At 62.7% G+C, this 21,184-nt stretch carries 18 protein-coding genes and 1 pseudogene; 11 read left to right on the top strand and 8 right to left on the bottom strand.

Features of this window, described 5'->3' with window-relative positions; translation table 11 throughout:
- The 9 genes from AX709_RS05000 to AX709_RS04960 all read left to right on the top strand — a co-directional run.
- The coding region (locus tag AX709_RS05000) for a VirB4 family type IV secretion/conjugal transfer ATPase (RefSeq protein WP_066547506.1) at nucleotides 1-2,329 on the top strand (2,329 nt) is incomplete at its 5' end.
- Between the two features lie 21 nt (nucleotides 2,330-2,350).
- Nucleotides 2,351-3,070 (top strand): type IV secretion system protein, encoded by a 720-nt coding sequence (locus AX709_RS04995; protein WP_231727424.1) that lies wholly within the window; start codon nucleotides 2,351-2,353, stop codon nucleotides 3,068-3,070.
- A 319-nt stretch (nucleotides 3,071-3,389) separates the two neighbouring features.
- A complete protein-coding gene (locus tag AX709_RS04990) occupies nucleotides 3,390-4,382 on the top strand; it encodes a type IV secretion system protein (RefSeq protein ID WP_066547497.1) in 993 nt (330 codons plus the stop codon).
- Between the two features lie 400 nt (nucleotides 4,383-4,782).
- Nucleotides 4,783-5,475, top strand: a complete 693-nt coding sequence (locus AX709_RS04985) for a virB8 family protein (RefSeq protein WP_066547495.1) — start codon at nucleotides 4,783-4,785, stop codon at nucleotides 5,473-5,475.
- Nucleotides 5,472-6,311: a TrbG/VirB9 family P-type conjugative transfer protein gene (locus AX709_RS04980; protein ID WP_066547493.1), complete on the top strand. Its 840-nt coding sequence runs from the start codon at nucleotides 5,472-5,474 to the stop codon at nucleotides 6,309-6,311. The genes AX709_RS04985 and AX709_RS04980 overlap by 4 nt, the downstream gene beginning before the upstream one ends.
- A gap of 1 nt (nucleotide 6,312) precedes the next feature.
- Complete coding sequence (virB10, locus tag AX709_RS04975; protein WP_066547490.1) at nucleotides 6,313-7,512, top strand: type IV secretion system protein VirB10; 1,200 nt, start codon at nucleotides 6,313-6,315, stop codon at nucleotides 7,510-7,512.
- A complete protein-coding gene (virB11, locus tag AX709_RS04970; RefSeq protein ID WP_066547488.1) occupies nucleotides 7,509-8,522 on the top strand; it encodes a P-type DNA transfer ATPase VirB11 in 1,014 nt (337 codons plus the stop codon). The genes virB10 and virB11 overlap by 4 nt, the downstream gene beginning before the upstream one ends.
- Nucleotides 8,512-10,314, top strand: coding sequence for a type IV secretory system conjugative DNA transfer family protein (locus AX709_RS04965; protein ID WP_066547487.1), 1,803 nt, complete (start codon nucleotides 8,512-8,514; stop codon nucleotides 10,312-10,314). The genes virB11 and AX709_RS04965 overlap by 11 nt, the downstream gene beginning before the upstream one ends.
- 1 nt (nucleotide 10,315) lies before the next feature.
- The gene (locus AX709_RS04960; protein ID WP_066547484.1) at nucleotides 10,316-11,062 is read left to right on the top strand and encodes an LPD7 domain-containing protein; all 747 of its coding nucleotides are present in this window, start codon (nucleotides 10,316-10,318) and stop codon (nucleotides 11,060-11,062) included.
- A 486-nt stretch (nucleotides 11,063-11,548) separates the two neighbouring features.
- On the opposite strand, the gene AX709_RS04955 is transcribed toward AX709_RS04960, so the two are convergent.
- From AX709_RS04955 to AX709_RS04940, 4 genes are all read right to left on the bottom strand, one after another.
- Nucleotides 11,549-12,655, bottom strand: a complete 1,107-nt coding sequence (locus AX709_RS04955) for a relaxase/mobilization nuclease domain-containing protein (RefSeq protein WP_066547482.1) — start codon at nucleotides 12,653-12,655, stop codon at nucleotides 11,549-11,551.
- Nucleotides 12,655-13,317, bottom strand: a complete 663-nt coding sequence (locus AX709_RS04950; protein WP_231727423.1) for a hypothetical protein — start codon at nucleotides 13,315-13,317, stop codon at nucleotides 12,655-12,657. Before AX709_RS04950 ends, AX709_RS04955 begins: the two co-directional genes overlap by 1 nt.
- 105 nt (nucleotides 13,318-13,422) lie before the next feature.
- The gene (locus AX709_RS04945) at nucleotides 13,423-14,430 is read right to left on the bottom strand and encodes a ParB/RepB/Spo0J family partition protein (protein WP_066547478.1); all 1,008 of its coding nucleotides are present in this window, start codon (nucleotides 14,428-14,430) and stop codon (nucleotides 13,423-13,425) included.
- Nucleotides 14,427-15,167 carry a ParA family protein gene (locus AX709_RS04940; protein WP_066547476.1) on the bottom strand — a complete coding sequence of 247 codons (741 nt, stop codon included), beginning with the start codon at nucleotides 15,165-15,167 and terminating at the stop codon, nucleotides 14,427-14,429. The genes AX709_RS04945 and AX709_RS04940 overlap by 4 nt, the downstream gene beginning before the upstream one ends.
- A gap of 288 nt (nucleotides 15,168-15,455) precedes the next feature.
- On the opposite strand from AX709_RS04940, the gene AX709_RS19550 reads away from it, so the two are divergent.
- Nucleotides 15,456-15,656, top strand: coding sequence for a YlcI/YnfO family protein (locus AX709_RS19550; protein ID WP_443026327.1), 201 nt, complete (start codon nucleotides 15,456-15,458; stop codon nucleotides 15,654-15,656).
- Here AX709_RS19550 and AX709_RS04935 read toward each other — a convergent pair.
- From AX709_RS04935 to AX709_RS04925, 3 genes are all read right to left on the bottom strand, one after another.
- Entirely contained in the window at nucleotides 15,653-15,973 is a 321-nt protein-coding gene (locus tag AX709_RS04935; RefSeq protein ID WP_066547503.1) for a single-stranded DNA-binding protein, read from the bottom strand. The two genes, AX709_RS19550 and AX709_RS04935, sit on opposite strands and share 4 nt — an antisense overlap.
- Before the next feature lie 519 nt (nucleotides 15,974-16,492).
- Nucleotides 16,493-17,314: an RNA replicase gene (locus AX709_RS04930; RefSeq protein ID WP_231727422.1), complete on the bottom strand. Its 822-nt coding sequence runs from the start codon at nucleotides 17,312-17,314 to the stop codon at nucleotides 16,493-16,495.
- A gap of 482 nt (nucleotides 17,315-17,796) precedes the next feature.
- Nucleotides 17,797-18,654, bottom strand: a complete 858-nt coding sequence (locus AX709_RS04925) for a replication initiator protein A (RefSeq protein WP_066547473.1) — start codon at nucleotides 18,652-18,654, stop codon at nucleotides 17,797-17,799.
- Nucleotides 18,655-18,967: 313 nt separating this feature from the next.
- Here AX709_RS04925 and AX709_RS04915 point away from each other — a divergent pair, with 313 nt between their 5' ends.
- Nucleotides 18,968-19,576, top strand: coding sequence for a recombinase family protein (locus AX709_RS04915; RefSeq protein WP_066547469.1), 609 nt, complete (start codon nucleotides 18,968-18,970; stop codon nucleotides 19,574-19,576).
- A gap of 120 nt (nucleotides 19,577-19,696) precedes the next feature.
- Here the strand turns inward: AX709_RS04915 and AX709_RS04910 are convergent.
- Nucleotides 19,697-21,133: pseudogene (locus AX709_RS04910) on the bottom strand (Tn3 family transposase); the annotation flags it as partial.
- Nucleotides 21,134-21,184 lie beyond the last annotated feature (51 nt).

Below are 21,184 nucleotides of genomic sequence, written 5' to 3'. Positions count from 1 at the left end.
GCCGACGAAGTTCCTGCCCTACGCGCGGCACGTGACGGACGAAGTCGTGATGCTCGATTCCGGCGCGATCATGCTGACGTTCGAGCTGCAGGGCCGCGCCTTTGAGACCGCCGACGTGCGCGATCTCAATGATTGGCACGCCAAGCTCAACGGAATGCTTCGCAACCTGCACGACGATCGCCTGTCGATCTGGACGCATCTCGTGCGCTCGCGCGTCGAGCAATATCCGGGCGGCAATTTCCGCTCGCGCTTCGCGCGCGATCTCGACGCGGCTTATTTCGCGCGCATGAACAAGGAGCGGATGTTCATCAACCGCTTCTTCGTGACGCTGGTGCTGCGGCCTGCGATCCACGGTGCCGACATTCTCGTCCAGCTCTTCAAGAACAAGTCGAAGGCGGTAGAAGAAGCCGATGCGCTCGACGCCGATCTGCTGGAGGCGCTCGAGGACAAGGCGCGCGATTTCGAGAAGCTGATGGATCGCTGCTCACCGCGGCGGCTGTCGATCTACGGGCATAACGGCCTGAAGTTCTCGGAAACGATGGAAGTCGCGGAAATGGTGATGACGGGGCGGCATCGCCGCGTCCCGATCATTCGCGGCCACCTGGGCAGCGCCCTTTATCGACAGCGTGTGGTCTTCGGCGGCGAGACGGTCGAGGTCCGTGACGCCGATCGCAGCGCGTTCGGCGGCATATTCGGCATCCGCGAGTATCCGGCGACCACGACGCCCCGCCAGTTCGAATCCCTGTTGGCCGTCGATTTCGCGTTCGTGCTGACGCAATCCTTCACCTTCCTGGGCCGTGCCGCGGCTTCCGAACGGTTCCGCCTGCGGCAAAAGCAGATGGAGAACGCCGACGATCGTGCCGTCAGTCAGATGCTCGATCTCGTCGATGCCGCCGACGATCTCATGTCGAACCGCTTCGTCCTGGGGGATCACCATTTCACGTTGGCGGTGTATTCGGACAGCCTCAAGGGGCTGCGCGACAATATGTCGATCGCCCGAGCCGCGCTCGCCGACACCGGCATGGTCGCGGCGCGTGAGGGCGCGGCGCTCGAAGCCGCCTATTGGAGTCAGCTCGTCGGCAATTTCGCATGGCGGGCAAGGCCGGCGCCGATCACGTCGCTGAACTTCGCGGCGTTCTCGCCCTTCCACACCTACCCCGCCGGCCTCGCCACGGGAAATCATTGGGGTGATGCGATCGCGCTGCTCAAGACCAGCGCGCGCAGCCCTTATTTCTTCAGCTTCCACAAGCGCGACCTGGGCCACACGCTGGTCATCGGCCCGTCGGGCGGCGGCAAGACGGTCATCGTCAACTTCCTCATGGCGCAAGCCGAGAAGACCGGCGCGCGTCAGATATTCATCGACAAGGATAAGGGTGCGCAGATCTTCGTACTGGCCTCGGGCGGTACGTATCTTACGCTCGCCAACGGCACGCCGACCGGGTTTGCCCCTTTGAAGGCGCTCGAGAACACTGCCGAGGACCGGGCCTGGCTGTCGCTGTGGGTTCGCCAGCTCGTCCGTGCCGAGAGCCGCCCGATCACCGTTCAGGAAGAGCGGATGATCGACGAGGGTATCGCGGCGGTCATGCGGCTCCCACGCGATGCGCGCTCGCTCGACGCGCTGCGAACCATGCTCGGCATGGCCGACGCGGGCGGGATTGGGGCGCGCCTGGAGAAGTGGACCTCGCGCGGGGCGATGGGGTGGGTCTTCGACAACGCGGAAGACGAAATGAAGCTCGATACCCGGTTCATGGGCTTCGACATGACGGACTTCCTCGACAATGGCGAAATCCGCACGCCGCTGATGCTCTATCTGTTTCACCGGATCGACAAGCTGCTGACTGGCGAGCGGACGATCATTGCCGTCGACGAGTTCTGGAAGGCACTGGGCGACGATGCGTTCCGGAGCTTCGCGCAAGACGGCCTGAAGACTTACCGAAAGCGCAATGCGCTGATGGTGTTCGCCACGCAGTCGCCGGCTGATGCGCTAAAGAGCGACATTGCACACTCGATCCTTGAACAGGTCGCGACGCAGGTCATGCTCCCCAATCCCAAAGGGGCGCGTCGCGACTATGTTGAAGGGTTCTCGCTGACCGACGCCGAATATCAGCTCATCCGCGAAGAATTGTCGCCGGAATCGCGCAAGTTTCTCGTCAAGCAAGGCCATGACAGCGTCGTGGTCGAGCTGGACCTCTCCGGGCTCGATAATGAGCTCGCGGTCTTGTCGGGACGAGCGGAAACGACGTCGATCGCCGTCCAGGCCGCTGCCGAGTTCGGGCCCGACCCTGCGGCCTGGCTCCCCGTATTCCACCAACGTCGTCGTCCAAGCTGAAGGAGAAGGGACATGCGTAGAATGAAGCTCGTCACCCTCGCGCTGTCAGGATCAGCGCTCATGTTCGCCGGCACGGCGCACGCGCAGTTCGGGGGTATCGTCCATGATCCGAGCGCCTTCGCGCGTCAGCTTCAAGAGCTGAACCAAGCGCGCGCGGCCTTCGCCGAGACGCAGAAGATCGTGGCGCAGACCCGACAGCAGATCGATGAAGCGCAGAAGCTTTATCGCGATCTCAACAAGGCGACGGACATCGGTGCTCAAGCCCAGCGCCTCAAGAACGATATTCTGCGCGGCAGTGACGTGTCATCCGCCAGCCTCGACGGCTACACCAGCGGCAACGTCGACGCGGTGGGCGGCCTGCGCGGGAAGGCGAATGACGTCTATCAAGACCTGGTCGGGCGTATTTCGGGTTCGGCAACGGCTGAGCAGCGCGCCGCATCCGAGCAGGGCGCGCGCGAGGCGGCCGTCACAGCGGGCCTGGCGGGCAACGTAGGCGACGCGGTGTCGAACCGCCGCCTAGGGCTCGAAGAGCTGCGTGGGCGCCTCAACACCGCGACGTCGGCGGCGGAACGTGCCGATATGTCGGCGCGGCTGCAGCTCGAACAGGCGCAGATCATGAACGATCAAATGGCTTTGCAGGCGATCGAGATTCAGCGCCGGGCGAAGGTCGAGGCGGATTACCAGCGCAGTCAATTGTCGCGTCGCGCCGAAACTCAGCAGTTCCTTGAGGCCGGTCGATGAACCGCAGGGGAGGATCAGCCCTCCTCTTGCTGGCGCTCGTGGGGTGCGGATCGAACACAACGTCGGCACCGGATAATGAATTGCGATCCGACATGCCGGCTCGGACGGTCGGTTACTACGTCGCGAATAACGCCGAGATGAGAGAAATGGACGCCATTTGCGACACGTGGAAGGCTTCGCAGCGTCCTGTTGCTACCTGGCCGTCGGTAATCTTCCAGAATTGCAATAATGTAGATGGTGCTAAGCAGTCTCTATCACGCCGGGCAGACACCGATAAACTACTCAACGCCGGTAAATAGCGTCTAGCGAAAGGGCTGACATGAGCTTTAGTATATTTGAGCAAATGTTTACGGCCCTTGACGGCGCATTAGCAGGTATCATCGCTGTTTATGCCGGAATGGTTGGGTGGATCTCGGGTCCGCTTCGTGTCGGCGTCACAATATACATCATTCTGTTGGGTATCGCCGTTATTCGGGGTGCTGTCGAGTATCCTTTTCGTGAACTCATTTATCGGGCAACGAAGTTGGCCGCAGTCGTCTTCGCAGTAACATCGCTCTATGGAGCTTCGGTCGGCCTGCTAGCAATGGACGGCCTTCCGAGTGAAGTGGCCAACGCGGTCGGGGCTTCAAACGTCAACGGCTTGGGCGACTTCTTCGACGATATGATGAACGGTTCCTTGAGGGCCATCGGACGAATGAGGGAGATTGTCCAGCAGAATACCGATCAGGAAGGTACAAACTGGGCCGGCTTCTCTAATAACTGGGACGAGATTATTGCTTGTGAAGTGATCTCGGTTGTCGTGATCATCAGTGCACTTCTAGCTGCTGCCTTAGGGTTCGCAATATGTGCATTTGCGCTATTCGCTCTTGCCCTTCTCGCGGCAGTTGGTCCGGTTTTCGTAGCAGCATTGCTATTCGACGCCACTCGCTCGTTCTTCTTCCAGTGGTTGGGAAATATCGTTAATTATGTTGTGCTCGTAGCGTTTGCGCTGCTTGTCACCGTTTTCATTACTAATACCGGCGATGCCTTCGTTGACTCCATAACTAATGACGACCCTCTGGTATTTGCTGCCGCGAAGGCGTTGGGTTTCTATGCACTAGGCTTTTTCTTTTTCCTACAGGTGCCAGGTCTGGCAGCCGGCCTTGGCGGGGGCGGTGCATCGCTGGCTACGCAGTTTGCTAATGCCGCCGTCGCGGCCCCGTTGGCGGCTTCCGTCAGAACAGCGGGCAAAAGCACGGTCTTCGCTGCTCGTGCGGCCTACTCCCGAGCGCGCGCCGGGACCGGCGGCGGGACGCTGCGCAACAATACATAGCAGGAGTTCGACATGAAGTTCGGTTCAGCACTAGCGACTCTCGCCCTTTTGACATTGATCCCCTCGGTTCCTGCGACCGCTGCGAAGGACGACAAGCTGCCACGTTGTAACGGTCGTCAGAAGCGGCCCGCCAATCCCTACGGGACGGTCCTGCCGACCGTGCCTCCCAGGAACATGACGTCTGCCGAAGGCCCGGCGAATGCGCCAGGTGTGCCACGTGGCACACCTGCGCTCGAAGCTGCGCCGGCGCCGACCACCAACCTTTTCCCCGCCGAAAGTGCGGTACCGCCTTCACAAGGGCCAAACGCGACCCAAGCGGGCAAGGTGCCGGCGATCGGCGCGATCGAACCCAGCGCCGGCCCTACGGCGGCGCTGCCAACCACACACGCGAGCTGCTGATATGGCGATTGGGGTCAAAGACAAGGACGAGGATCTCAAGGCATATTTCGCGGAAGCGGAAAGCTGGGATCGGGATAGGTTCGTGGACGCGACCCGCTCGCGCCGCGTTGCTTGGATGGTCGCCGGTGTCGCCAGCGTGCTGGCGATCGTGGGCGTAGGCTCGGTCATGGCGCTCTCGCCGCTGAAGACTGTTGTTCCTTATGTCGTCACGGTCGACCGCTCGACGGGGGCAACGGAAGTCACCCAAGAGCTGCGCGGCGATAAGACAATCACCTATGACGAGGCGATCCGGAAATACTTCCTCGCCGATTATGTTCGCACGCGCGAGGGCTGGATTCCGCAGGCGCGCGAGGAATTCTACCGCAAGGTCCTGGCTCTATCGGCCCGCGAGGAACAGAACCGCTGGACCGCCTTCTACAAGAAGGACAATCCGGACTCGCCGCAAAACCAGTTCACGGCCAGCGACGCAGTGTTTGTTGCGATCCGCTCTGTCGCGTTCATTTCGCCGAACGTGGCGCAGGTGCGGTTCGTAAAGCGTCTCCAGCGCGATCAGCAAGTGATCGAAACCCCCGCCATCGCGACCATCACTTTCGACGTGTTGTCGAAGCCGGAAACCGAAATTGGCCGATTCGCCAACCCGCTCGGGTTTCAGGTTAAATCTTATCGAGCCGACGTGGAGGTGCCGACACGATGAAACCCATCCTCCTCATGGCGGTGGCGATCGGCGCGCTCATCAGCTCGCCGGCATTGGCGCAAACCCCTGTCCAGTTCGGTCCCGACCACCGCATTCGCGAGGTCAACTATACGGACGGCAACGTGATCCAAATCCGGAGCGCTTTCCGCACCGCGACACAGATTGAGTTCGCGCCAGGCGAAGTCATCAAGTTCGTCGCGATGGGCGATACGATTTCTTGGGAAGTCGCCCCGGCTGACAATTCGTTGTTCGTGAAGCCACGCGAGCGCGCCGGGGCGACCAACTTGATAGTCGTGACGGAGTTCCAAGGGATCAAGCGTAACTACACGTTCGAGTTGTCGGCCGTCGCCGGCGCACGATCGCCGGGGACGTTCTTCAAGGTGCGTCTCCGCTACCCGGTCTATGAGGCGGAACAGGCCCGCCTCGCGGCCCAGCGCGCACAGCTTGCCGCGGCGCTCGCCGCGCAGAACGGGGCGATCAAGACGGCGCTCGACCTTGGCGTCCTCGAGGGGACGCGCAATCTCGACTACAAGGTCCAGGGAGCGACTGCGCTGCAGCCGTCCGAAATCAGTGACAACGGGCAGTTCACCGTCCTGCGGTTTCCGAACCAACGTGAGATCCCCGCCATCTTCACCGTGAACCCGGACGGGAGCGAGGCGACGGCCGCGTTCGACGTGCGCGACGAGTTTATTGTCGTTCACGGCGTCTACAAGGAGATGCGACTGCGCCGGGGAAAGGTGGTCCTCTGCATCTACAACGAAAGCCCGAGCTTCTATGGCCGTGATCCCAAATCGGACACGGCCTCCGAAGTCGTTGAGCGAACGACGGAGAACTGATGTGTCTGATAAGAGATTCGACGTCGACGCCACGCCCGATGTGACGGAAATCGATCGCAGCGCTGCGGTCGATCGCCCCAACCGCATTCCTTCCCTGAACGCGGTCCAGTGGGACAACAAGAAAATGATCGTAGGTGCCGGGCTCGCCGGCGCGGTCGTGTTTGGGGTCCTCTCGCTTATCACCGGCGTTGGCGGCAACAATCAGGTCGAGCAAGCGCAGAAGAAAGCTCCGCCTCCTGCCGCCGAAGCGTCTTATGATCCGAACTCGGTGATCGCGCCGACGCTCGCGACGGCACCGCGTGACCCGAACGCACCCGTGCAGCTCAGCGGCGAACAGGTGCCGGCGATCGGCCCTGACGGTCAGCCGATCACACCCTACCCGACTAGTGGGGGCCAGGGACAACTCAGCGCCCGCGAGGCCGAGGCGCAGCGTCGAGCCAATGAGGCTCGCGAGCTGCGCGACAGCGCTCGGCGATCTACGCTCATCGCCTTCAACGGCAACCAACAGGGCGCCAGTCGCATCTTGGGCGGCGCTGGCGGCGATACACCTCAAAGCGAAGCCGGTACTCCCCCGGCTCGGACCGCACTCGACACGTTGAAGCAAACCTCGGCAATCGGGACCGCCACGGCCCGCATGATCGGCGATCGAAACTACCTCATCACCGCCGGCGCGATCATTCCGTGCACCCTTCAGACCGCGATGGACAGCAGCGTGCCTGGCTACTCAACGTGCATCATCCCACGTGATGTTTATTCGGACAACGGCCGCGTTGTGCTGCTCGAGAAAGGCACGCGAGTTTTCGGCGAGTATCAAGGCGGATTGCAGCGCGGACAAAATCGCCTGTTCGCGATGTGGACGCGGGCGGTCACGCCTCGCGGCGTCGCGATCGACATTGGTTCGCCGGCATCGGATCCGCTAGGCCGCGCCGGCATTACCGGCAAGATCGACCGATTCTTCTGGGAACGCTTCGGCGCTGCGCTGCTGTTCAGCGTCCTCGACGCGGGCGGGCAGATCGCGGGCCAGGCTGTCAGCCCCGAGGGCTCCACCGTATTCCGCACTCCCGGTGACACAACGTCCCAAGTGCTGCAGGACACCCAGCAAATCCGGCCAATTGTCCGCGTCAATCAGGGAACCGAGCTGGCGATCACCGTCGCCAAGGATTTCGACTTCTCGCAAGTCTACGGGCTCGGCCTAAGATGACAGTCGCGGCGTTCCGCAACACGGCGGTCCTCGATCACGCCGTGCGGCCGCTGCGCCGCTATCTCGATGACGACGGGGTGACGGAAGTCGTCATCAATGAGCCCACGATTGTGGGTGTCGAGCGATACGGTGGTTGGATCTGGGAGCGCGAGGAGGAGCTGACGCTCGACTCCCTCAACGAGCTCGCACGCGCTGCTGCCGCCTACACATCGCAAGACGTGACGCGCGAGAACCCGATATGCTCGACCGTGTTCCCGACCGGCGAGCGCGTCCAGCTTGTCATGCCGCCTGTGGTCCCCGACGGCACGATATCGATCACGGTACGGAAGCCATCGACCAAAACCCTGACGATGCAGGATTTTGAGGCAAGTGGTCTGTTCGCCTATACCAAGGTGGCGAGCAAGCGGGTCAGCAGCGTCGAGGAGCGCCTGTTGGGGCTCCTTCATGCGGGTCGGCACGTCGAGTTCTTCGAGCTGGCGGTTCGCAGCCGGCTCAACATCCTGATCTCGGGCGCCACCGGCTCAGGCAAGACGACGTTTTCCAAGGGTCTCATCAAGCTTATTCCGGAAAATGAGCGGCTGCTGACTATCGAGGATACGCGCGAGCTCGTCGTGCCGCACAAGAACGTCGTCCATATGATCTACAGCAAGGACGGCACCGGCACCGCGAAGGTGACGGCGAAGGAGCTGCTCGAGAGCGCGCTGCGGATGCGACCCGACCGCATCCTCCTACAGGAGCTGCGCGACGGGACCGCATTCTTCTACTTGCGCAACGTCAACAGCGGTCACCCCGGGTCGATCACGACCATACACGCGGACTCGGCCGAGCTGGCGTTCGAGCAACTGACGCTTCTGGTGAAGGAAAGTGAGGGCGGCGCCGATTTGGCGCGCGACGACATTCGCTCGTTGCTCAAGATCCTGGTTGATGTCGTGGTTCAGATGAAGAAGATCGACGGCAAGTTCCGAATGACCGAGATCTACTACGATCCGGAAGGCCGTCATGCCGCCTAGGAGAGGTACCATCCTCGCGGTCGGCATCCCGATCGCGATCGTCCTAGCGTTTCTCATCGCGTCAGTCGTGGCGTGGATTTACCTTGGCCTCCCCAGCTCGAAGTTCGACCCGCTCAAGATGCCGGCGTTCTTCTGGTACTACCGGGGCGACCCTGTCGTGGTGCAGGCGCTTGGCGCTGGGATGCTCGTCGGCCTGATCGTCACCGGCCTTATGTTGTGGTTCCTCGTCAAGCGGAAGCCGCCCCTGCACGGGGCCGCCCGCTTCGCCAAGGAAGGCGAGATCCGCAGAGCCGGCTTTCGCGCCGACAACGGCATCGTCCTGGGTAAAAAGGGCGGCAAGTTCCTGACCTTCGGCGGGACCGAGCATTGCATCGTTGAAGCCCCCACCCGATCAGGCAAAGGCGTCGGCATCGTCATCCCCAACCTGCTGTCCTGGCAGGAGTCGGTCGTCGTCCTCGATGTGAAGCGCGAGAATTGGGACGCGACCGCCGGGTTCCGGCAGAAACACGGACAAGCGGTCTACCTTTTCAACCCGACGGACCCCGAAGGGCGGACCGCTCGCTACAACCCGCTCGGCTATATCGATCGAAACGACGCCGACCAGGTGGTGATCGAGCTGCAGAAGATCGCCACGATGCTGTTCGTCCCGCCCGAGCGCGGCGAGCCGTTCTGGACGGATTCGGCGCGAACCGCGTTTGTCGGTGTTGGCGCCTATCTCGCCGTCTCCGATCAGCCTTTCACTATCGGCGCGATCTATCGCCTCATGACAACGGGGGACACGCGTGAGTATTTCCGCCGCGTCCTCGACGATCGTTCGCTCAACTTGTCCCAGGGCTGCCGCAACGCACTCGCTGACTTTACGTCGGGCGCGGACAACACGTTCGCCGGCATCGTCCAGACCGTCACGTCGAAGCTGAGCCTGTGGCTCAACCCCCGCGTCGACGCAGCGACGGAAGAATCCGACTTCGATCTGCGCCTGCTCCGCACCAAACCCATGTCGGTCTACCTCGGCGTGTCGCCCGACGAGCTGGATCGCGTGGCGCTGCTTTATAACCTGCTGTTTCAGCAACTCATCGATCTTAACGTGCGTGAGCTGCCGGGCGACGAAACCCGTCTGCAGGTTCTCGTGATACTCGACGAGTTCGCCCGGATCGGGCGCGCACAGGTCATTGCCAGCGCCTTCTCATACGTCGCCGGCTATGGCATCCGCTTGCTCCCGGTCATTCAGTCACGATCGCAGCTCCGCGCCGTCTATGGCGAACACGTCGCCAATGAGATTGTCGCCAACTGCGGCGTCGAAGTGGCCTTCACGCCCAAGGAGCTCCGGGTCGCGAACGAGCTGTCGGAGCGCATTGGCTATATCGGACAAGAGTCCGTCACCAAGTCGCTCACGATCGATGGCATGCTCGCGAACCGCTCAAAGTCGATGTCAGACCAGCGTCGCGCACTCCTCCTGCCCCAGGAGTTAATGCAGTTCCCCGATCAGGAACTGCTGCTGCTGCGCGGCGGCATCCCTCCGATCCACGGCGACAAGATACGATATTTTGCGGACGCGCTGTTTCGCAGCCGCGTGCATCCTGCGCCGGACGTGTCGCCGATCCCTCGCATCGTTCGTGACGACGAGGATTTGCCGGACTGCGCGATGCCGACGTTTGATCAGCTCACCGACCCGGACCCGCTGTCGTTCGCGATGGATTGCATCGTCACCCAAGATCATCCCGACATGCTCATCGACGTGTCGGCTGAGCAGCGCGGAAATGAGGTTGTTGGTGTAATCGAACAGGAGCGGTGAGATGATTGAGAAGGTCGAGACTGCGAGTGCCGGCGCCGATCGCGACAGCCGCCGCAAGCGGACGATGGAAGTGCCGGCCGATCTGGAATCGCGCTTCCTGCGCGTCGGGAACAAGCTTTATCGCAGCGCACACGACAAGGAGCCCGTGGCGACCATCACTCCCGATCGTATCAAGGCCAGGGATCGGGAGTCGCTGCCGGATTTGGTGAGGCTCGCCAAGGAAAACGGTTGGACGTCGATCAAAATCAGTGGCGATGAAGAGTTCAAGCGCGCTGCTTACCTTGCCGCTTCCGCGCAAGGCATCAAAATCGATGGGTATCAGCCCGACGCCAAGACGCGCGCCGCGGCCGATCGCGAGCAAGCCCGCCAGGCCGGCGTAGCGCCGGCGAAGGAAGCAGTGGCTCGCACCCCCAATCAGGCGCGCGACAACAAAGAACAGGTCGACCCCCGTGTTGACCTGGCCGAGCGGTTCCGACGCCAGTCGGACGTACAGAACGCGAAGGACCCCGAGCTGCGCAAGGCGCAAAGCGCGGTCGCGTTCGCCATGACAGTCGCGGAGAAGCGGTTCCCGGGGGAGATCTCAAAGCAGCGCGAGTTTGTCGCAGAGCGCAAGGAAGACGTCGCGGCACGGATCAGCCGTGGCGAGATTGTTGCTGGTATTGAGGTCAAGCAGCAACAGGCGCAGCGCGTGCGGGAGATCGAACAAAACCAGATATTGCAAAGGTCGCGCTCCGTACCCGGGCGCTGATCAGGATGCTTGGGAGAGACTGTCGATTTCTGGTTCTAGCCAGGTGAACGCCGACGATTACATGGGCGGTGTTTCACCGGGACCGGGGGGAGGAAATACTGGCGGGCCGCCAGGGTTTGGCGGTCTAGGTGCGCAGGCAGCGCTTCGGATGACGCCCCCTGCTAGCTCTGAGTTTTTGTGGAGTCCTTCTCGGAACAGGTACGATTTGACGAAATTGATTGTTTCCGATGGGACCGCCAACGTAATGCCGGCTTCGTCGGCCTTTGCGATAAGGTCATTTGCGCAGCCAAGCTTGATCATCTCCTGCACGAGCTCGGCGACTTGTCGAAGCGTCCAGTGCGCGGGATCGCTCTCTTTGTAAAGGAACGGCTCTTCCATCGAGTCTCTCCGATGCCAACGCCTAATCAATAATACATTTGCGGTCATACGGCTATGCGACAGTCAACTCTGGATAACCGGTTCGACGCGGTGAGACTGTTTCCGTAGTTACCTGCGCCGTTCCGGTGGTGGAGGTGTGCCACGTGGCACACCCTGATCGCGCTGCCGATCAGTACGGCCTCGCTCTTGTGACTCTTTGACCCGCCTCTCGGCATCGCGCAGCGCGCGATCGGGGACCGTCTCAATGGTTGCGCGCTCTTGGATGAACTGGCGCACATCGCGCGCCAATCTTCGGTCCTCGCGATCGACGCTTCGGTCGAGCTGGTCGGCCGCGGCCTCGAAGCGGCGCTTGATGTCCTGCCAGCGCGCTTGCGCCCTCGCGACGAACGCTGGTTGCTGCGCCGCACCAAGCGCAATCTGCATAGCCTCTCGAGCCTGCCGTAGGTCGGCCTCCGTCGGCTGCATTGACACGCCGCTCCGTATCCGCGCCCGGAGCTGCGTGAGTGCCATGCTCGTGCCGGCTCTCCCCTGCCCCCGCGTGTAGCGCGGCGTCGCTTCGGCCTCGACGCCACGGCTGCGCAACGCTGTGGCGAACGCTTCACGGAAGCGAAATAGATCCTCGCGCCGTGGATCGAACCGCTTCCGGTCGATACCCTCGGCCTGGACCGTCAAATGAACATGGGGCCGCGGCGTGTCCGTGTGGAGCACCATAAGCCAATCGTGATTATCCCCAATAAGCAGCTCGGCCGCCTCACGAACAGATTGCTTCACCGTTTCCGGGTTCGTCCCCTCCGGCATCGAAAACACCATTGCGACAGCGGATACCGATGTCCCCTGCCGCCAGTAGAGCGGATCTGACCATTCGTCCGCGATCCGCTGAACGTCTTCCTTCGACACGATCTCCTCACGGTCCCGCGTCTCGAGCGCCAAGTCGCCGTGGCGGCCGATGTAATCGAGGTGAGCTGCGAGATGCTTGGCGCCCTTTTTCCGCCCCGTCACCTTTACCAGCACCTCGGGCGTACGCCGCACGACACGCGCGAGCGTGGACCGAACGTCCTCTTTGGGCTGAGGTGTCGCCTGTGCCCGGGTGGCGAACGGCCCCGTGCCGTTGACCAGGTCTCGCGCATAGTTGACGTTCGGATCGCTGACGAGGCGCGGCTTGAAGCGTGGCTTCATCGCTTCCCAAAGCTCGTCCTCGCGATCCCCAAACGGCATTAGTCCGCCACGTCCCAAAAGGCGGTTTCGCCGCGCAGCACCTCCGCCAGCGCGGCGATCTGCTCATTGATCTCCTCTCGCATGTCCGCGATGCGGCGCAGCTCGCGGTCGATCTGCAACCCGCTGTCAGCCATCATCGCCGCATTACCCGCCTTCATCGCCTGGTTGAGGTTGCGACCAATGCGCTGAAGCTGCATTCGGATCGGCGCCACGGCATCGCGCAAGCCGTCGTCGACGCCGCCCTTCAGTGCGATATGCCGGCGCACAAGCGCCTTGATCCATCTGGCGCGATCAATGCCCCGCTCGGCTGCGCGGTGATCGAGAACGGCAGTTTCAACGTCCGTGAAGGTCAGCGACACGCGATTATTCGCGCTGTTCGCGCGAGGCGCGATCCGCGGAGCGTCAGCCACGTGTTTCAAGGCTTGCTGGAGCACGGTGCGCAGGAGCGCGCTGCGCCCTCCCCTGCCCTCCGCCACGGCGTCGAACGCGGCAAGCAGCTTGCGATCGACCCGCGCCGTCAACATCGCTGAATCTTTGGTGGGGGATGCTGGTTGCGGCGTGCGTGACATGGCCCTGTAAGGGTAATGTAATACGACAAACGCAGCAATACCTATCCTGCCATTGAACATCCCCCCACCAAAATCTGCCTTCACGTGTGCCACGTGGCACACCCAACCGGCCTGAAAGTGATGAAGTCGCGGAAGGAAGGATTGGACCTGGACGCGAGTGTCGACCGCTGTCGGCGCTCTCCGCTTGTCCCGGCGCGATCAGCGCCAGCTCACGATGCGGGGCTCGTTCTCACCATCGAAATGCAACAGCGCCTCAACGACCATCGCGCGCTTGCCCTCAATTTCGATCATCGGCCGCTCCACACGCTGCTTCCCCGTCCTCGTTTTAGACGGCGCGCGTGGGGCAGGGGCCGGCGTCTCGGCCGCTATGCCACCCGTCGGTGCCGGAGCATCAAGCACCGGCGTCGCATCCAGGGCACGATCAGCTTCCTCATCGCGGATCGTCTCGGTCGAGGGCGGGGCGGGGTTCACGCCGGACGCTTCGGGTTCACTCTCTGCGGGAGGAGATGGAGCCTCCGCCTGTGTGGTTGGGGCAGGCTTGGGCGTAGATTTTTTCGCGCCCACCTCGCGCGCGAACCGCTCGCACGCCAGCACCGTCATGTCCTCGGCTGCAGTGTTAGTCACGAAGGCCCGAGTTGCCGCATCATCGATCTTCGCGGCCTGAACAAGAGCAACCGCGCTCCGCATCGAAATGTCGCCAAACAACGCAGCGATGTATTCCGGGGCCTTCGCGAGCCCTTGATAGCGGGTCAGCAACGTCCGGTTGCGGCCCGTCGCGCGCGCCAGCTCGGCGAGCGTCCGGCCTTTCGCAACCTCCCCGGTGACGAACCGGATCATGTCGGCCGTCGACAAGTCCTCACGTTGATCGTTCTCGATGAACTGGTCGATCCGGACCTGTTCGATGTCGTCCGTCTTGCTGACGATCGCGCGGACCTGCATGCCTAGTTTCTGGCACGCTCGCCAGCGCCGCTCGCCGAACATGATCCGGTAGCGCCCGTCGGCATCCTTCGGTGCGACAGTGATCGGTTGAAGCAGGCCCCGTTCCTTAATCGAAGCGGCTAACTCGTCGATTGCTGCCGGATCGATCTCGCTGCGGACATTCTCGGGATCGGGATACAGCAGCTCGGGCTCGAGGAGCTGAACGCGATCGGCCTCTGCCACGGCTGCTTTCTCGCTGAAGACATCAAAGCCGGAAAAGTCTGTCATGCGTTGCCCTCGATCCGAGTCATGGCTTCCTCAAGAAACGCGCGCATCGGGGGAAGAGAGGTCCGCACGTCCTTGTCGAAGCGCCACACCGGGACATGCTCTTGAATGGCTTGGCTGTAATGCGCGCGCTCGGGAAGGTAGGTACTGAAGAGGTTGCGACCGATCTTGGTTTTGATGGCTGCGAGCATGTCCATCTGATGGCGATCGTTCGCGCGCACCCGGTTCGGGATCAGCCCGACGACGTGGATCGGGGTGCGCCGCTTCGTGTTCACCGTCGCAATCGAATCCGACACTTGTTTCGTCGCAGCGGGACCGAACGGCCCTAGCTCGACGGGGACAATCAGATGGTTGCACACCAAGAGGGCGGCGAAGTTGATCCACGACCACGACGGGGGCGTGTCGATGACGCAATAATCGAAGCAGGGATCAAGCGCCGGGAAATTAATGTTCAGGTTCGTAAGCGCGCGCGGGTAGTCGGCATCATACTCCCCGCCCATGCGGTTCGAGTAGATCGAAAGACGCGGAAAAGTGGCGGGCGGGGTATAGCCCGGCTCGAACAGCGGCTTGCACGTGCCAAGGCTCTCAAAGTCTGCCAGTGCGTCGGTCGCGTTGCACTGGCGATCAAGGTCCAGGAACAGCACCCGGTGGCCGGCGTCGGCAAGATGCCATGCCACGTGGCAGGCGATCATCGTCTTGCCGGCGCCGCCCTTCTCGACGTTGATGGCGATGGTTTTCACGCGCTACCAGCCACGATCGGAGTGATTGTTCCAGTGGTCGTAACCCCTATAGTTCGAGTCCGTCCGCGTGTTGCGACGGGCCTCCTCATCTGGAGTGTCGCCACTCCAGATGCCCGGCCTCGATCTACCGCCGCGAAGGAACGCCCAGGCTACCAGTACGAGCAGTCCGACCGTCAGCAGATTATCCCACATGCCTCGCCTCCGTCGTCGCCTTGATGCAAGGCCCAACCTGTAATATACGATACCGCAAATACCGTCAATATGCGGTATCGGTAATTAGGGTATCGGATGACGTCTAGCAAAATCCGGTCGGTCGGTCGCCCTCCGATGGAGGATAAGACGATGGGGCGGTTTCCCAAGGGGACGCTCGATCGTATCAAGACCGTTCTCCGCGATGGCGAAAGCCAGGCTGATTTCGTGCGAGAGGCGGTGGAGCTTGAGCTGCGCAGGCGAGAGGGGCCACCGGTAGGCGGCCCCGTCCGCACCTAGTCGCGTTCCTCCGAACCCTTGGCGAGGACCGCGAAGCCATCGGCGATCAACTCGACGGTGTAGCGCCGGCCTTCGGTCGTGTCGTATGAGTTCTGGCGAACGCGGCCTGTGATGTGAACCAGGTCGCCCTTCTGTGCCTTGGTGGCGCGCTCGATCAGCTTGCCGAACAGCGTCACCTCGTTCCAGTGCGTGTCCGTCACCCACTCGCCGTTCTCCTGGCGGTTGTAGTTGGCGGCGACGTTCACCTTCGTCACCTTGTCATGCTCCGTGATCTTCCCGACCCGGCCGATGATCCGAAACTCAGCGATGTTTTGCATGGTCGTGTCCTTTCGAGCGATCAGGCTCATTCCTGATGGGAATTGAAGGGGAGTGCAGACGCCGCGATCAAGCAAAAAAACGGAGGGTCCGCGCAGCGGAAACCGTAGGCGCAGCCGGTTATTTGCTTGATCGTAAAAGGCGGCCAGCGCCCATTTTCCCATCGATTCAGGAATAGCCGCCGGAAGGGACCGCCCCCGAACCTCGCGCGGGGATCTCGCTGGCCTGGACGTGGATCGCGGCGTGGCATGATGATGGTCGACCGGCTCGCCACGGCCGCGGGGAAAAGGGATGGGGGAACGCTCGTTCGGGAAAGACACCGGCTCCGATCGCGCGACCCGGCGTTGAAGACTGGCACTACGGCCGCGTTGAAGGAGGAAAAACGGCTGCCCCAGGCACGAAGGCGGCCATTTGAGCGCAACGGTAAACGCTTGCTCCCCTCGGGAGCATCGCGACGCGAAGCGGCGCGTCCGACGGATCGGCTTGGTGCTGTCGTTGGAGGTCGGGCTTGTTGGGTTCGCCTAGGGTAAGCCTCGCCGCCAGGCGTTAGGGCGTTGGCCGACTAGGCCAACTCCATCTGCCCGTAGAATATATGAATCTAGGAGCGGTTGATCATTTTTTTGAGACTCTTGCTTCTCGATCGCGACGGCAAGGCTGTCCAGCACGCGCCGCAGGCCGTCATCCTCGATTTCCTCGGCAATGACTTGGCGCGGTGTGCGCCAAAGCCGCATCGCCTCGATCTCCTCAATGCGGTCGGCCTCCCGCTGCACTACGTCGTCGGGGAGTGGGACAGGGCGGAGAAAGCGCGGAAGGAAGCGGGCGAGCCGGTTGGGGAAACTCATCCGATAGACATTGGACGTCTGCGCGTTGCGAGCCTTCGGCCGATCGGCGGGAGGGTCGATCGGGACGCACCGGCGCTGCTTGTCGAGCAAGCCCATCTTGGCGAGGATCGACAGCCCGCGCCCGACGCTCGCGCGGGACAAGCCGGTTGCGGCCTCGATCCATTCCCAGGTCGGGAACACCTTGCCGGCGCAGGTCCGGGCCAGGGTGGTAAGCTGCTCGAACACGCGAACCGCCGCGGGCGTTATCAACGTGACAAGCCGCTCGTCCTCAGTGAGCTGGCGGCCCTCGCTGCGTGCGAGGCGCCGGATAGCGTTCTTGCGCTTCAGCAGCTCCACGGCCTTCTTGTAGAGCCGATCGGTCTCGCCCTTCGCATAGCTGTAGAAAAAGTCGTCCTCGAAGGTGCCGGCCCTGCGGCTGTTCGGATGGACATGCGCGCGCGTGGGATTTGGTGCGCCCGATCGCGATGTCGGGCGCGTCCGCTCGATGCGGTCAAGCGCCATGAAGCTCGCCTGCGCGAGTGTAACAGCTCCCATCTTCCGTCCCCTTTGCGGGGCCGGGACCAGGCAAAACTAGAGCGTGGCGCGAAGCGCGCTCCCTTGAACCGCAGCTCAGGAACGGGTATGAGAGAAGTGTTCAGTTGACCCGGTCGATGCCGCCAAGCATCGCCCATCACGTTCCAGGGTGCCCGGCCTTCGTGCCGGGCATTCGTTTATGTGGTCACGGCCGCTCCCTAACTGGCCGATCGCAACATACGCCGGCTCGTCAGTAGTTTTGCCGGATCAAACCGCGCGGCGAAACAGTTGAAGTTCGTGCTTTCGGCAACCGAACGCAGAAAAAGTTCGTGCTTTCGGCGACCGAAGCACATGCCGTTCGTGCTTTTGACGACCGAGATTCGTGCTTTCGACAACCGAAGTTCGTGCTTTCGGCGACCGATCGGCTGAAATGCCCGTGGCTCGATTCGCGACGCGGAAAAGAGGGACGGTCAGGCGGTCGCGGGCGGTCGGGGAGTAATCTTGACGCGCGCAGCGCCGGCGTTCCGACGCGAGCGGCCACTTGCCGCAACAGTCGGGACGTCCACCAAGTGGAACGCGAAGCCTGGAATGGCATTCTCATCGGCTATCCGTTTCAGCTCATACCGGAAGTGCTTGAGCGAGCTTTGATAACCGAGTTGCAACCGCAGCTCTTCAAGATCGACGTCGATCGCGCCATCCGTGCAGGCCGATCGCGCGACCTCGTAAAGCCGGCGCTCGATGGGACCGAGCTGGAAGTAGCTCGGGGCATAGTCCAGCACGCGCCGATCGCGCTGGATGGCACGATATAGCCAATCGCAGAGCCGGACCTTCACGGCCTTCAACCGCTTATCGCCGGTTCGCGTCATGGTGTAGGTGAGCTGAGCCTCCGACAGCCATGAGAAGAAGCCGGCCTGGCCCTCGCCGCCGGCTTCAATGTTGGTCTTGATCTGCGTGCCCTGCAGCCGCTCCAGCGCATCGGATAGGCGCGTGTAAGAGCGGGCCGATCCGTTGACGCCGGTGACGCGGAAAAGGTCATGGGCGGTAAAATAGAAGTCCTGGGAAACCTGATGCCCTGCGTCCAGCTTCGCCACCATAAGGCTCGCAATATAAAGCAGAACCTCCTTGTCGTAGATCGTCGCCACGCCCTTGGCGGTAGCGACAATCTCAATCGAAACCGTGTCGGTCTTATAGGCGAGGGGCTTGGTCCACTTACCCTTGCTCAAGGCGAAGAACGGGAACGCCATCAACGATCGCTCGCCGCGAACCTCGGTCAGCAACGGGCTGTCGAGCGCGAACAAGTCGCCCTGGCTCAACGCCGCCTCGCTCACGCCGCCCCCGATCGCGGCGCCTGCAGTTCGGTCGCCGAAAGCACGAAGATTGAGCCGATCTCGGCACTCGCCCCTAGGAAAAGCGCCAATCGCGTCCGGAAGTTCGTGCTTTCGCCGACCGTTTCCACCTCGCCAGGGGCGCGTTCGTGCTTTCGCCGACCATGCACCAACAGCTCGCCGGCGTGTCTCGCAAACGATCGATTTTGATACGCGATCATGTGAGACACGTAACACGCTGCGATCCGCTCTCAAAACACTTTCGCGAATAGCCCGCTTGATGTTAGGCGTCGCAGATGAGTTTTGAGACGGCGCAATGTTGATCGGCTATGCGCGGGTGTCGACGCCCGAACAGGATCTGACGCCCCAGCTCGACGCGCTGCGCGAGGCGGGGTGCGAACGCATTTTCTCGGATCATGCCAGCGGCGCAAAGGCGAATCGCGCGGGCTTGGCCGACGCGCTCTCGCACGCCCGTCAAGGCGATGTGCTGGTGGTGTGGAAGCTCGACCGCCTTGGACGGACCATGAAGGGCCTCGTCGACCTCTCGGCCGAGCTGGAGTCTAAGGGGGTAGGCTTGCGGTCGATCACCGACGGCATTGACACGACCAGCACCGCCGGAAAGCTCGTGTTCCATATTCTCGCGGCAATGGCGGAGATGGAGCGCGACCTGATCCGCGAACGCACCACGGCGGCGCTGATCGTGGCGAAGCGCGGGGGCCGGGTAGGGGGCCGAAAGACTGTGATGACGCCGCGCCGCATAGAGGCGGCACGCAAGCTGTTGGCCTCCGGCGTACCGGCGCGCGAGATCGCGCCGGCGATCGGCGTCTCGATTGCAACCCTTTACCGGCATCTGCCGGCAGCGGTGCAGGAACAGGAAGCTGTTGACGCGGAAGAAGGCAGAGGGCCGGTGTCTGATGCGCCCTAGAGTCGCAGCGCTGGGGAACAGCTTCAGGCTGTCCGCCCAATCGAGGAGCGTAACTTCTGTATTTCGACCGGGGGATAGGCAGGTAATGGGGACCGGTGAGAGGATGGTCGAAAACGTACGCTAAGCGTCCCGGCTTTGCTGGTGGAGGCGCAGCGGCCTGAACCGCTCGCGAGGTTTGTCGATCTCGCCCCAGAGATAGTCGCCGGTGAGGCCGATATGCTCCCAGCCCAGAGGGGCGACGTGGGCGAGCAGCTCGTCGGGCACGTCGACGCCGCTGCCGCGCAGATGACGGACAGCTCGGTCGAGATAGACGGTGTTCCAGAGCGTCATGGCCGCGGTGACGAGGGTCAGGCCGGAGGCGCGATGGCGCTGGTTCTCGAAGGTGCGGTCGCGCAGTTCGCCGAGGCGGTTGAAGAAGATGGCGCGGGCGAGCGCGTTGCGGGCCTCGCCCTTGTTGAGAATGCTGCCGGTGCGACGACGCTGGTCGGGATCATCGAACCAGTCGAGCATGAACAGGGTGCGTTCGATCCGACCTATCTCCCGCAGCGCGCGGGCGACCGAGTTCTGACGCGGGAAGCCCGCCAGCTTGCGGAGCATGACCGAGGCGCTCACCGTGCCGGCGCGGATCGAGGCGGCAAGGCGCAGGGTTTCGTCCCAGTTCTCCTCGATCGCGCGGATCTTGACCGGACCGGCGACGAGCGGGCGCAGCGTCGGCCACGAGTCGAGCGGCGACAGGCTGTAGAGCCGGCGCTCGTTGAGGTCGCGGATGCGGGGCGCGAAGCGGAAGCCGAGCAGATGGCACAGGCCGAAGACATGATCGACCGCGCCGGCGGTATCGGTCGCATGTTCGCGGATGACCAGCTCGCTTTCATGGTCGAGCAGGCCGTCGAGGACATGCGCGGCCTCGCCGGCATTGGCGGCGATGACCTTGGTGTGGAACGGCGTGAAGCGGTCGGTGACGTGGGTGTAGAACAGCACGCCTGGTTCGGTGCCATAGCGGGCGTTGTGATCGGCGCGGGCCTCGCCCTGACCACCGGCACGAAAGAACTGCCCGTCCGACGACGATGTATCGCCCGGTCCCCAGACCGCCGCGAGCGGATGCGCGGTATGGCAATCGACGATCGCCGCCAGCGCCGACAGATAGGTTTCGTCGCGCACATGCCATTCCGCCGTCCAGCGCAGGCGAGACAACGTCAGCCCGCGCGAGCTTTCGGCCATGCGGCCCAGGCCGAGGTTGGTCGCATCGGCGAGGATCGCACCCATCAGCGCGGACTGGTCGGAGGCGGGGGCGCCGCTGCGCGCATGGACGAAACGGTCGGCGAATCCCGACCATGCGGCGACCTCGACCAGCAGATCGGTGATTCGGACGCGCGGCAGCATCGCGTAGAGCCGGGCCTTTAGCGCATCGGCATCGTCGGACGGGGATCGCCGGATCGACGATATGAGCAACTGCCCGCGTTCGATCGTCACATCGACCAGCTCGCCCGCTGCGGCTGCGCGCTCCACCTCCGTCATGCGCCGGGCCAACAGGGTGCGGCGTTCCTCGTACCATTTGGGGTGACTACACGAAAGTGATGTATCTGCACGCTAAGGACGAACGGATGCCGA

Origin of the sequence: Sphingomonas sp. CCH15-F11, assembly GCF_001557005.1 — a bacterium.
GTDB lineage: Bacteria > Pseudomonadota > Alphaproteobacteria > Sphingomonadales > Sphingomonadaceae > Sphingomonas.
This window is presented reverse-complemented; position numbering and strand designations above follow the sequence as displayed.

Coding starts and splice junctions, on each gene's coding strand:
- AX709_RS04995 (WP_231727424.1), top strand. CDS start 2,351: ATGAAGCTCGTCACCCTCGCGCTGTCAGGATCAGCGCTCATGTTCGCC.
- AX709_RS04990 (WP_066547497.1), top strand. CDS start 3,390: ATGAGCTTTAGTATATTTGAGCAAATGTTTACGGCCCTTGACGGCGCA.
- AX709_RS04985 (WP_066547495.1), top strand. CDS start 4,783: ATGGCGATTGGGGTCAAAGACAAGGACGAGGATCTCAAGGCATATTTC.
- AX709_RS04980 (WP_066547493.1), top strand. CDS start 5,472: ATGAAACCCATCCTCCTCATGGCGGTGGCGATCGGCGCGCTCATCAGC.
- virB11 (WP_066547488.1), top strand. CDS start 7,509: ATGACAGTCGCGGCGTTCCGCAACACGGCGGTCCTCGATCACGCCGTG.
- AX709_RS04965 (WP_066547487.1), top strand. CDS start 8,512: ATGCCGCCTAGGAGAGGTACCATCCTCGCGGTCGGCATCCCGATCGCG.
- AX709_RS04960 (WP_066547484.1), top strand. CDS start 10,316: ATGATTGAGAAGGTCGAGACTGCGAGTGCCGGCGCCGATCGCGACAGC.
- AX709_RS04955 (WP_066547482.1), bottom strand. CDS start 12,655: ATGCCGTTTGGGGATCGCGAGGACGAGCTTTGGGAAGCGATGAAGCCA.
- AX709_RS04945 (WP_066547478.1), bottom strand. CDS start 14,430: ATGACAGACTTTTCCGGCTTTGATGTCTTCAGCGAGAAAGCAGCCGTG.
- AX709_RS19550 (WP_443026327.1), top strand. CDS start 15,456: ATGACGTCTAGCAAAATCCGGTCGGTCGGTCGCCCTCCGATGGAGGAT.
- AX709_RS04935 (WP_066547503.1), bottom strand. CDS start 15,973: ATGCAAAACATCGCTGAGTTTCGGATCATCGGCCGGGTCGGGAAGATC.
- AX709_RS04930 (WP_231727422.1), bottom strand. CDS start 17,314: ATGGCGCTTGACCGCATCGAGCGGACGCGCCCGACATCGCGATCGGGC.
- AX709_RS04915 (WP_066547469.1), top strand. CDS start 18,968: ATGTTGATCGGCTATGCGCGGGTGTCGACGCCCGAACAGGATCTGACG.